The following is a 12,049-nucleotide window of genomic DNA, read 5'->3' as shown; positions in this document are numbered from 1 at the left end:
CGTATCTAAAAGCGTCGTCTCACGCTATCAAAAACGACATACCCATGACGTTTTTAAGAAAACGCCCCGCACCAGTACATCTGGTCGGGGCGTGGGTCCGGCACGGCGCCTAGCAAACTGTCGATCGTGCGACTGCGCTGCTACTAACGCTTTCGCTGCAGATGCTCGGCGTGATAGCGCAGATGCTCTTCGATGAAGGTGGCGATGAAGAAGTAACTATGATCGTAGCCCGGCTGACGACGCAGGGTCAGTGGATGGTCATGCTTCTCACAGGTGGCTTCGATGCGCTCAGGCATGAGCTGTTCGTCGAGGAAGTTATCCGCCTCGCCCTGATCGATGAACAGCGGCTGGCGCGAGGCCCCCTTGGCAATCAGCTCGCAGGCGTCGTATTGCGTCCATTTACCATGGTCCTCGCCAAGGTAAGCCGTGAAGGCCTTCTGTCCCCAAGGCGAGACGATGGGGTTGACCACCGGCGCGAACGCTGACACCGAGGCGTAACGTCCAGGTTGGCGCAAGGCCAACACCAACGCACCATGACCGCCCATGGAATGCCCGCTAATGGCTTCCCTTCCGTTGAGCGGGAAGTGCTGACGCGCCACCGAGGGTAGCTCCTCGGTAACGTAGTCGTACATGCGATAGTGCTTGGACCACGGGGCCTGGTTAGCATTGACGTAGAAGCTCGCGCCGGAGCCGAAGTCATAGCTGTCGTGTTCTCCGGGGAGATCGGTGCCGCGCGGACTGGTGTCCGGGCAGATGATAGCTATGCCCAGCTCGGCGGCCACGCGTTGCGCGCCGGCTTTTTGCATGAAGTTCTCGTCGTTGCAGGTCAGCCCCGAAAGCCACCACAGCAGCGGCACCTTGTCGGTTTCCGCCTGGGGCGGCAGATAAATGGCAAAGATCATCTCGCAATCGAGTGCACGCGAATGGTGCTTGTAGCGCTTCAGCCAACCGCCGAACGACTTGGTGGCGGAGACCAGCTCCAACGATTCGGACATGGTCATGGTGCTCTCCCTGAGAGACCGGCGGCATCGAGCCGCCGGCGGATGAACGACATAGGGCGCGATAAATCAGATGCTCTTCGCGCGGCTTCGGGCGCGTGTCAAAAGTGCAACACGGTGCGAATGCTCTTGCCGGCATGCAGCAGCTCGAATGCCTCGTTGATCTCCTCGAACGCCATGTCCTGGGTGACGAACTCATCGATCTTGAGCTTGCCGTTCATGTAATCGTCGACATAGCCCGGCAGTTCGCTGCGACCCTTGACGCCACCGAAGGCGGAGCCTTTCCAGACGCGCCCGGTGACCAGCTGGAATGGCCGTGTGGAGATTTCCTCGCCGGCCCCGGCCACGCCGATGATGATCGACTCACCCCAACCCTTGTGGCAGCACTCCAGCGCCGAGCGCATGACGTTGACGTTGCCGATGCACTCAAACGAGTAATCGACGCCGCCGTCGGTCAGGTCGACGATGACCTGCTGAATGGGATCCGAGTAGTCCTTGGGATTGACGAAGTCGGTGGCACCGAACTGGCGCGCCAGCTCGAACTTGTCGGGATTGACGTCGATGGCGATGATGCGCGAGGCCTTGGCCATCTGCGCGCCCTGGATCACCGCCAGGCCGATGGCGCCGAGGCCGAACACCGCGACGGTGGCCCCCGGCTCGACCTTGGCGGTGTTCATCACCGCGCCGATGCCGGTGGTGACGCCACAGCCCAGCAGGCAGATCTTGTCCAGCGGCGCCTCGGAGGACACCTTGGCCAGCGAAACTTCCGGCAGTACGGTATATTCGCTGAACGTCGAGCAGCCCATGTAATGATGTAGCGATTGGCCGTCCTTGGAGAAGCGCGAGGTGCCGTCGGGCATCACGCCCTTGCCCTGGGTGGCACGGACCGAGCTGCACAGATTGGTCTTGCCGGAGAGGCAGAACTTGCACTGACCGCACTCGGCGGTATACAGCGGAATGACGTGATCGCCGGGCTTGAGGCTGGTGACGCCCTCACCGACTTCCTGCACGATCCCGGCCCCTTCATGGCCCAGCACCGCCGGGAAGTTGCCCTCGGGATCGGCGCCGGACAATGTGTAAGCGTCGGTATGGCAGACACTGGTCGCCTTTATCTGAACCATGACTTCGCCGGCCTTGGGCCCTTCGACGTCGATCTCGGCAATCTCCAGCGGTTTGCCGGCTTCCCAAGCGATGGCGGCGCGTGATTTCATCAGGCATTCTCCTTCGTCGATCGTGGCGGCGCCCGATGCGCCAGCATAGGCAGTCTAGGCGCGCGTGGTTAACCCCACCAGTCTAGGCAGTTGGCGCGCTTGGATAAATGCTTACGACGTCACAACATTATTGCCGTGGAGCAACAATGCAGCGCTGGGATCGCATCGAGGCTTTCATCGAAGTCGCCCGCTTGGGCACGTTTTCCGCCGCTGCGCGGCATCTGAAAGTGTCCACCTCACACGTGAGCCGCTCGATTGGGCAGCTCGAGAGTCAACTCGGCACGACGCTTTTGTACCGCACCACGCGCCAGACGCGCCTCACCGATGCCGGCGCGCTCTACTACCGGCATTGCCGCCATTTGGTCGATGGCTTTCGCGAAGCAGAGGAAGCCATCGTCGACTTCCAGTCACGGCCCAAGGGCACCTTGCGGCTGACCTGCGCCACCACGTTCGGCGAGCGCTACATCGCCCCGCTGGTCAACGATTTCCAGCGCTTGCATCCACAGCTCGAAGTCGACATGCACTTCACCAATCGTCAGGTCGAGTTGATCGAGGAAGGTTTCGACGTTGCCATTCGCATGGGCGTGCTGCGTGACTCGAGCCTAATCGCACGGCGGCTATGCGAGCGTCGCGAATACGTCGTCGGCGCGCGGGAATACTTCGAGCGCGCCGCACCGCCACATTCGTTGGCCGAGCTGTCTCATCACAACTGCCTGCGCGGCTCTCGCAATAGCTGGCTGTTCGAGGTCAACGGTCAGCGCCGGGAAGTACGTATCGAGGGCCGCTGGCGTGCCAATTCAGGGCCGGCGTTGCTCGATGCGGTCTTAAAAGGGTTGGGGCTGGCGCAGTTACCGGATTACTACGTGGCGCCGTACTTGGCGCACGGGCAACTGGTGCCGGTGTTGGATGCCTATCAATTCACCGACACCGCGGTGTGGGCGATCTATCCGCGCCACCGGCATCTCTCGCCCAAGGTGCGTCAGTTCGTCGATTTTCTAGTCGCGCGCTTGCCAGACGCGCTACGGGCCTGACTCATACCCCGTGGCAGCCTCGAGACTCACTCCCCCGACATTGGCCCGAGTCTATCCCGCAGATACCGTCCGGCGAATTCGGCCTCGCGGGCCAAGGCATCGGGATCGAGCAATTCGACCCACTGACGCTCGCGGATCAACAAGCCATCCTCACGGAACCCGCTTAACGTGCGACTGATATGCACCGAGGTAAGGCCCAGCGCATCGCCCAATTGCTGCTGCGACAGCGGCAGACGGAAACGCCGAGTGGCGTAAGGCATGATGCGCTGCAGGCGCATGTACATCTCGTAGATAAGATGCGCCACTTTCTGACGTGCACTGCGTCGCGCCAGATTGACCAGACGCTCGGTCAGCAGGGCCTGCTGTTGCGAGGACACGGCGAAGAAGATCATCGACAGGGTAAAGGACTCTCGAAACACCTCGAGTAAACGGCGATGAGGAAAATCGCAGACGACGCCGTCATCGAACATCATCACCCCGGCCAGGCGCTCTTGAAAGGCGAACTCGCGCAAGCCAATGACATCCCCGGGCAGGTAGATTTCCAGAATCTGCCGCGAGCCGTCTTCCATGTCGCGGAAGGAATACGCCCAGCCCTTGGAAAGCGTGCAGAAACGCCCCGCCGGGTCGTCGGTTTGCCATAGTGCCTCTCCGCGCTCGACCTCGCGCGGCTCGCGTTCGAGCGAGTCCAACAGGGCTTCGTCACTCTCGGTGAGATTCGCGTAATGCCGGAAATGGCGGATGATGCAGCTATCTGTCTCGCTCATGAGCGACCTTCTCTATCTTAATCTCGTCGGGAGTCCTAGGCAGGGCACCGAGCATGACCCGGCCACCCTAAGCGCATTACTGTCCGATGGAATAAAACCATAGAAGGCCACGCGGTGCGATCCCGAATCAAAAAAAGGACGCCCCGCAGGCGTCCCAAAGGGTTGATCGAACGATTCAGCGTCAGCATTCGATGGCATTCACTGCCAAGCCACCACGCGAGGTTTCCTTGTACTTATCCTGCATATCGGCGCCGGTATCGCGCATGGTACGAATGACGCGGTCGAGGGACACGAAATGTTCGCCATCGCCACCCAGCGCCATTTGCGCGGCGTTAATCGCCTTCACCGAGGCGATAGCGTTACGCTCGATGCACGGCACCTGTACCAGGCCGCCGATGGGGTCGCAGGTCAATCCCAGGTTGTGCTCGAGGCCGATCTCGGCAGCGTTCTCGACCTGCGCGGGCGTGCCGCCCATTACCTCCGCGAGCCCGGCTGCGGCCATCGCACACGCCGATCCGACCTCGCCTTGGCAACCGACCTCGGCGCCGGAAATCGAGGCATTTTTCTTACATAGGATGCCTATAGCGCCGGCCGTCAGCAGAAAGTCGACGACATCGCGTTGGCAGGCATCGGGCTGAAACTGCATGTAATAGTGCAATACCGCCGGGACGATACCCGCTGCCCCGTTGGTCGGCGCGGTCACCATGCGTCCACCGGCAGCGTTTTCCTCATTGACGGCCAGAGCGAAGACATTGACCCAGTCCATCGCCGAAAAAGTCGACGCGATCACGCTGGTGTTGTCGCTGGCCGCCTGCAAGCGCCGATGCAGCGTACTGGCCCGGCGTTTGACATTAAGGCCACCGGGCAACACGCCATCATGGCGCAAGCCGTTGTCAACGCAGTCCTTCATCGCCTCCCAGATACGCCACAGCGAGTCGCGAACGCTTTCTTCATCGCGCCAGGCCTTCTCATTTTCGAGCATTAGCTCGCTGATGCGTAATCCATGCGTGCGGCACAGCATGAGCAGTTCTTCCGCCGTGGCGAAATCAAACGGCAACGTCGTAGTATCGGTATCCAGCGCGCCGCTGGCCGCCTGTGCCTCGTCGACGACGAAGCCGCCTCCCACGGAGTAATAGGTATTGCGGTACAGCTCTTCTCCGTGGGAATGAGCGATGAGACGCAACGCATTGGGATGATAGGCAAGCGACTCTTCATGCCATTGCATGTCGCGTGCCCAGGGAAATGAGATCGGCTGTTGACCGGCGAGCAGTAAGGTCTGCGATTCGCGCAGTTCTTCCATGCAAGCGGGGACTATCTCCGGGTCGATGCAGGCGGGGCGTTCGCCCATGAGTCCCATGATCACGGCCTGATCGGTGCCATGCCCCTTGCCAGTGGCGCACAACGAGCCATGCAGATGCACTTCGATGCGCGTGACGCGCGTCAGCCAATCATGCGCGCGCAGCGCATCGATGAAGTCGCAGGCCGCACGCATGGGGCCGACCGTATGCGAACTGGACGGTCCAATTCCCACTTTGAACAGATCGAACACACTGATTGCCATGCGTGACACCTCGAACAGTCTTGATATATCAAAATTACTAAACGAGCTTGTTAGTAGCTCGATTTAACTTTAGCTTGAAGCCAGCCCGAATGCTGGGCAACGGAGAATAATTCGACCAAGCTTTAGAATGACTAAACCATGAGCCGTACACTGCACGCCCAAACCCACGCCTGGCTCAAAGTCTTCGCAATCAGCGCGCGCCACCTTTCCTTCACCCGGGCCGCCGAAGAGCTAAACGTAACCACGGGCGCAGTCAGCCAGCAGATCAAGCAGCTCGAGGCGCGGCTGGGCTTCAAGCTCTTCCGTCGCCTGCCACGTCGTCTGGAGCTCACCGATGAAGGCCAGCGCCTGGCCACCGTGGTCGACCAAGCCTACGATGCGGTAGGCATGGAAGTGCGTCGCCTGCGTACGGGGGTCATGAGCGGTGTGCTACGCCTGCGTTGTGTGCCCTCGTTTCTCGCCAAATGGCTGATGCCACGACTGACGCGCTTGCAGGCCCGCTTTCCCGACATCGAGCTGCATGTCGCCTCCGAAGACAGCAACCTGTCACTGCGTGAGGGTGAGTTCGAGCTGGCCATCGACCTCAACGACGGTCGCTATGCCGGTTTCCAGATCACGCCGCTGATGGATGAGGAAATCTTCGCGGTATGTTCGCCGCAACTGCTGCGCCGACGCCCGCCACTGGTACGTCCCGAGGATCTAGGCTACTACCCGCTATTGCATGACGTGACCGCATGGCGCGGCAGCCACGATTACGCCGAATGGGAGCATTACCTGGGGGCGTTGGACGCCGGCTCCGTGAATGTACGGCGAGGTTACACCTTCAATCGCAACCACTTGACGGTAGAGGCGGCCATCGCCGGCATGGGAGTGGCGATCGCTCGGCGCACACTGATTACCGATGAGCTCGACACTGGGGCATTGATAGCACCGTTCGCTGGCGCCGTGGCCACCGGCAAGACCTATGGCCTGGTCTATCACCCCGGGGCGCTGGACGATCGCCGGGTACGTGCCGTGCATGATTGGATCGTCGAGGAAGCGGCGCGCTGCCATGGCCATTGAATGCCAGACCGATTCCGCCGAGAATGCATTTTTTGCGAAACACAGCACAAAACGTTTAAGGTCTCGATGGCAAAAACGACTCAACTCTGCAAACTTATTGAGTACAATAGCTTTTAAGCACAATACGCTAATTGCCAATACGGCATTCTCGCGTCAATGACGCACTCTACGCTTACCTGAGACGGAGAATTCTCATGGACAAACGTTCGCAGGACGATACTGCCAACGAGCCAAATGAAGGCTCAGAGGGTATTCCGGCTCCGGATGGGCCGGCGAACTTAATCGATACCGATTATGTAATAGGCCAGGACAACATCACCTCCACGAAGTTCGGTATCGACTTCGACCTACACGGCAAGGTGTTCACGGTCTCCTCCTTGGTGATCTTGTTTTTCGTCATCGTGACGCTGGCGTTCCAGAACCAGGTGGCACCGATTTTCAATGCCATGTTCTCGTTCTTGACGGGCAACTTGGATTGGTTCTTCATTCTTGCCGCTAATATTTTCGTGGTACTCGCCGTCGTACTGATTTTCACTCCACTGAGCAAGGTCCGCTTGGGCGGCGCCAACGCCACGCCAGATTTCAGCTATGCCGGCTGGTTCGCCATGCTGTTCGCCGCGGGGATGGGCATCGGTTTGATGTTCTACGGCGTTTCCGAGCCGCTGACCCACTTCGGCACCTCGCTTGCGGGTGATGGCGGCGCCCCTCTAGGTGGCGCCGAAGGCAACGAGCAAGCAGCGGCACATCTGGGCATGGCGGCAACGATTTTCCACTGGGGACTGCACCCCTGGGGCATCTATGCCATCGTCGCCCTGTCGCTGGCCCTGTTCTCCTATAACAAGGGCCTGCCGCTGACCATGCGCTCGATCTTCTACCCGATTCTGGGTGAGCGCGTCTGGGGGTGGCCCGGCCATATCATCGATATCCTGGCAGTCTTCGCCACGCTCTTCGGTCTTGCGACCTCTCTCGGGCTGGGCGCTTCACAGGCTTCTGCGGGGCTGCATTACCTGTTCGATACGCCCAACACCAACGTCACCATGGTGGTACTAATCCTGGGTATTACGCTGGTGGCGCTGGGCTCGGTACTCGCCGGTGTCGACAAGGGCGTGCAACGCCTCTCGCAGCTCAACATGGCACTCGCCTTCCTGCTGCTACTCTTCGTGATCTTCGTCGGGCCGACGCTACTCATCGCGACCGGGTTCTTCGAGAACCTACTCGGTTACGTCAAGAATCTCCCCGCGCTCTCCAACCCCTTCGGCCGTGAGGATACTGGCTTCACACAAGGCTGGACGGCGTACTACTGGGCTTGGTGGATTTCCTGGTCTCCGTTCGTCGGGATGTTCATCGCCCGCGTCAGCCGTGGCCGCACCGTGCGTGAATTCCTGATCGCGGTGCTACTGGTGCCGACACTGGTATCGATCCTGTGGATGACCGCCTTCGGGGGCACCGCCATCGATCAGGTCATCTCCGATGGGTACAATGGCGTGCAGGATGCCGCACTGGAGCTGCAACTGTTTACCATGCTCGGCCAGCTACCGCTGACAGCGATCACGTCGTTCGTGGGTATCGTGCTGGTGATGGTATTCTTCATCACCTCCTCGGACTCCGGCTCTCTGGTCATCGACTCTATCACTGCTGGCGGCAAGGTCGACGCACCCAAGCCTCAACGCGTTTTCTGGGCTTTGATCGAAGGTGCAATCGCTATCGCCTTGCTGTTGGGAGGTGGCCTCACCGCACTACAAACCGCGGTCATCACCACGGGCCTGCCCTTCACGCTGGTCTTGTTGGCGGCTTGCTACGCCATCATCAAAGGTTTGATGAGCGAACCGCGCAGCGTGTAACGCGATGTCCTCATTCGCAATATGAAGAAGGCGGCCCACGGGCCGCCTTCTTCGTTTACGACCTCTCTAACCTGCCGAGCCTAGCTCCATACTTCTCGGAGTGGCGTCTCGGGACTGTAGCGATGGGCGATCTGGGCTTGCAGCAATTCGGCGGTCGCCAGGGCATCGATCAAGGCATGATGTGCCTGATAGGGCGGCAAGCCATAGCGCGTGCGGCTATCAGGCAGGCGAATCGACGCTGGCGGACGTCCCAGCCAGCGCCGTAGACGTGCCCACCACGACTGACGGTGAAGACGCGCCTCCAGCGACATGGTATCGATCACGGGAAAGTGGATGCCCTCGCCGCGCCGCGCTTTGACGGCTGCATTCAGGAAGGTCCGCTCGATATGGCGATAATGCACCACGACGATGCGCCCAGCCATCACGGCCAATAGCTCATCGAGAACATCATCAAGATCGGGGGCCTGCTCGATCTCGCTATGGGTAATATGGTGAAAGGTGATCGAGCGCTCATTGAGAGGACGTGGCGGCCTCACGACCCAATAACGGCGCTCGGCGAGCCGTATGCGCTGCAGGTCGAACGGCACTACGCCGATGCTGACGATGGCGTGACGTTGTTCATCGAGGCCCGTGGTTTCCATGTCCATGGCCAACATCGGCACATCACCGATGGGAGTCTCCGGCGTGGGCACACCGACATCGAAGTAGCCTTCCAATGCCGTATCACGCGCCTGCTCGCGACGTGCCATGAAATAATCCGCCCATGTCGGCGGCTCCGAGTGTCGACGTGAAAGCAGTGGCTTCATTCAAATATCAGCGTTTCTGAGAAGGCATGGGATAACGAAACTTCAGGAATTTCTGGGCGTTGCTTAGTACCTGAAAGGCGTCCTTGAGATTGTGGCGCTCGTTATCCGAGACGTTTTCGGGCTCAATGTTATTGTCCGGTTCACGCTCTTCCTGGATATCGATGACCTGATGGCGAATTCGCACCATGGCGATAAATTCCAGTGCATAGCGAATCCGCTCCCCGGAGTGGCCCGCAAGCAAGCGAGTTTTGTTGATATCCTCGAGACGGTCGAAGGAATTCTGTGCTCGTGAGCCGCAGGCCAGCGCATGCACTCGGATCAGATCGATCAAGGGCGCTGTGCCACGTCGCTTGAGGTTAATCGTATTGTTCTGCTCGCCGTCTTTTTCCATCACGAACGTGCGGAAAAAACCGAGCGGAGGCGTACGATTCAACGCATTTCGCGCCATAGCGGCCAGAAAGCGTGGACGCTGAGAGGCACGCCCAGCGACCAGATCTTGAAGGCTTTCGACGAACGCCTCGTCGCCATAAACACTGTCAAGATCGAAAAAGATGGAGCTGTGCAGCAAGCGCTCGGGGCTGGGGTCATCGATCCAGTCGCGGAAATATTGCTGCCACACGTGTAACGGCTGACGCCAACGCGAATTGGTGGCCATGACGTCGCCCTTGCAATAGCTATAACCGCATGCCGCCAACCCATCGCTGACGCGTTGTGCCAATGTCAGGAAGTACGCGTCATGCTGCTCGGGGTCGAAGCTATCATCCAGTACCAGAGCATTGTCTTGGTCGGTAACGATGGATTGCTCATTGCGCGCCATCGACCCCAACGCCATAAAGCAATACGGCACTGGCGGCGGCCCCAACTCTTCCTCGGCCAGTTCCAGCAAGCGGCGTGTAAACGCGCGCCCGATGCTCGACAGCGAACTGCTGACCATCTGCGAATTGTCGTCTTCGTTGACCATACGCACGAAGGCCGCGCGCACGTCACTTTTCATCGCGGCCAGCCCTTCGACATTGGGCTGGCGAAAGATATTGTCCACCAGATACAAGCTACTATTAGTCTCGTAGCGCACGATATCGGATAGATGTAACACGCCCACCGGGCGCCGCCGATACAAGACAGGCAGGTGATGAATATTGTTGCGCAGCATGCGCAGCATCGCTTCATACACCGACTCGTCGGACTGAATGGTGATCGGACGCTCGTCGATCAGCTCCCCCACCGTGGTGCTCGCCGGCCGTCCCTCGGCTAGAACACGGTTGCGTAGGTCATGGTCGGTGAGGATGCCAACCATGCGGCGCAGTTGCCCGTCTTCATGGGTAAAGGCATGCGAATCGTCCGGTGTTTGCGGCGCCGCCAGCACCAGTACCGAAGAGGCGCTGTGCTCGCCCATTCGCTGCGCCGCCTCCTGCACCGTGGCATCGCTTTCCACCATGACCGGTGCTCGGGAGGCCAGCTTGCGCACCCGCGTCACCAGCATCTCGTGACCCTTGCGCTGCTGGTCGACGGTAGACTCCAGCCGCGGGCGCTCGACCTCGACGAAATCGGCGAAATTGTCGTCCGCCTCGCACAAGTGTTGAAACGCCGCGAGGGGGATGAAGTAGATCAGCGTATCTTCGATCGCCCGGGCCGGGAAACGTACGCGGCGATCCCGGAGCAAGTCGAACTGACCGAAGATATCGCCTTCGCTGAGGCGGTTATAAAGATCGCCGTTGCGGCGATAGAGATCGATAGCGCCACTACGAATGTAGTGCAGATACTCGACGGCATCTCCATGGCGGTAAATGTCGGTTTCGGCCTGAAAATACCCAACCTCGACCTGACCGGCAAGCTCATCGAGCAAGTCGTCAGACAGCTGCTCGAAGGGCGGAAACTGCGCCATGTGCTGACGAATCTCCAGCAATTCTACTTGCATACGACCGCTCTCCGACAATGGTAGGACAATACCGTTAGTCTGAGATTCTCCCCAGGTTCTGTAAAGGGCTACCTTGAAGATCGGAAACGGTGTTTCTTAAGAGTCGTTTCCCTGCTAATATTAAACATTAATCGAAACCCTAATCACTGTCGCTTCGACGCACGCCAGAGACACCGTATGACGCATTCACCCCAGCCTCCCGAAGTCTCCTTCGGCTTCAAGGCGATCCTTCTTCGCGCACTTTGCTATATCTTGATCGTCGCCGGCATCATGCAGCTGGTGATGCTGGACGCTCAATCGGGCGTCGGTCAGTTTTCCGAGACGTCACTGACCGAACTCACGCAGTCGGCATTGTTGCTGCTCAGCTCGTTGCTGATGGCCTACTTATACCGCCATCCCAACGCCATTCCTCATGTCAGCCTGTTACTGGGGGCGTTCCTGTTCGCGTCCTTCGTCAGGGAAAATGACGCCTGGCTAGACATCTACGTCTTCGACGGTGCCTGGCAAGTGATCGTGACCCTGATCGTACTGCCGACGCTTTACGTGGTGATTCGCCATCGACATGCCTTTGCCGAGGAGTTCAAGTCGATCTCCAACAGCCTTGGCTTCGGGATGTTTGCCGCCGGCTTCCTCACGACGTATGTTTTCTCGCGCCTTTATGGCCGCTCCGCGTTCTGGGAAGCCATGCTCGGCGATCATTACCGGCGCGTCATCAAAGACGCAGCCGAGGAAGTGACCGAGTTGGCCGGTTACATGCTGCTCTTCTTTGCTTGCATCGAACTGGTGCTACTGGTGCGTCGACGCTTCAACCATCATGGCTGAAACGGCCACCATCATCCTTAGTGCATAAAAAAACCCGC

Annotated in this window: 10 protein-coding genes; 4 read left to right on the top strand and 6 right to left on the bottom strand. The window is 59.3% G+C overall.

Features of this window, described 5'->3' with window-relative positions; all coding sequences use genetic code 11:
- Nucleotides 1-143: 143 nt before the first annotated feature.
- Together fghA and KZO83_RS02345 are read right to left on the bottom strand one after the other, a co-directional pair.
- Nucleotides 144-1,001, bottom strand: coding sequence for an S-formylglutathione hydrolase (gene fghA, locus KZO83_RS02350; protein ID WP_178997887.1), 858 nt, complete (start codon nt 999-1,001; stop codon nt 144-146).
- Between the two features lie 98 nt (nt 1,002-1,099).
- On the bottom strand, nt 1,100-2,209 hold the full coding sequence (locus tag KZO83_RS02345) for an S-(hydroxymethyl)glutathione dehydrogenase/class III alcohol dehydrogenase (RefSeq protein ID WP_178997885.1): 1,110 nt from the start codon (nt 2,207-2,209) through the stop codon (nt 1,100-1,102).
- 146 nt (nt 2,210-2,355) lie between these two features.
- Here KZO83_RS02345 and KZO83_RS02340 point away from each other — a divergent pair, with 146 nt between their 5' ends.
- On the top strand, nt 2,356-3,240 hold the full coding sequence (locus KZO83_RS02340) for a LysR family transcriptional regulator (RefSeq protein WP_178997882.1): 885 nt from the start codon (nt 2,356-2,358) through the stop codon (nt 3,238-3,240).
- 26 nt (nt 3,241-3,266) lie between these two features.
- Here KZO83_RS02340 and KZO83_RS02335 read toward each other — a convergent pair whose 3' ends face one another.
- On the bottom strand, nt 3,267-4,004 hold the full coding sequence (locus KZO83_RS02335; RefSeq protein ID WP_178997881.1) for a Crp/Fnr family transcriptional regulator: 738 nt from the start codon (nt 4,002-4,004) through the stop codon (nt 3,267-3,269).
- 181 nt (nt 4,005-4,185) lie between these two features.
- Nucleotides 4,186-5,565, bottom strand: coding sequence for an L-serine ammonia-lyase (locus KZO83_RS02330; protein ID WP_178997879.1), 1,380 nt, complete (start codon nt 5,563-5,565; stop codon nt 4,186-4,188).
- 138 nt (nt 5,566-5,703) lie between these two features.
- On the opposite strand from KZO83_RS02330, the gene KZO83_RS02325 reads away from it, so the two are divergent.
- Together KZO83_RS02325 and KZO83_RS02320 are read left to right on the top strand one after the other, a co-directional pair.
- Complete coding sequence (locus KZO83_RS02325) at nt 5,704-6,627, top strand: LysR substrate-binding domain-containing protein (protein WP_247619611.1); 924 nt, start codon at nt 5,704-5,706, stop codon at nt 6,625-6,627.
- A 194-nt stretch (nt 6,628-6,821) separates the two neighbouring features.
- On the top strand, nt 6,822-8,468 hold the full coding sequence (locus KZO83_RS02320) for a BCCT family transporter (RefSeq protein WP_178997874.1): 1,647 nt from the start codon (nt 6,822-6,824) through the stop codon (nt 8,466-8,468).
- 80 nt (nt 8,469-8,548) lie between these two features.
- Here KZO83_RS02320 and KZO83_RS02315 read toward each other — a convergent pair whose 3' ends face one another.
- Complete coding sequence (locus KZO83_RS02315) at nt 8,549-9,274, bottom strand: 3'-5' exonuclease (RefSeq protein WP_261505557.1); 726 nt, start codon at nt 9,272-9,274, stop codon at nt 8,549-8,551.
- A gap of 7 nt (nt 9,275-9,281) precedes the next feature.
- Nucleotides 9,282-11,189: a DUF294 nucleotidyltransferase-like domain-containing protein gene (locus KZO83_RS02310; RefSeq protein WP_247619609.1), complete on the bottom strand. Its 1,908-nt coding sequence runs from the start codon at nt 11,187-11,189 to the stop codon at nt 9,282-9,284.
- A gap of 177 nt (nt 11,190-11,366) precedes the next feature.
- On the opposite strand from KZO83_RS02310, the gene KZO83_RS02305 reads away from it, so the two are divergent.
- A complete protein-coding gene (locus tag KZO83_RS02305; RefSeq protein ID WP_246939769.1) occupies nt 11,367-12,011 on the top strand; it encodes a hypothetical protein in 645 nt (214 codons plus the stop codon).
- Nucleotides 12,012-12,049 lie beyond the last annotated feature (38 nt).

Source organism: Chromohalobacter moromii (assembly GCF_023091865.1).
GTDB lineage: Bacteria > Pseudomonadota > Gammaproteobacteria > Pseudomonadales > Halomonadaceae > Chromohalobacter > Chromohalobacter moromii.
This window is presented reverse-complemented; position numbering and strand designations above follow the sequence as displayed.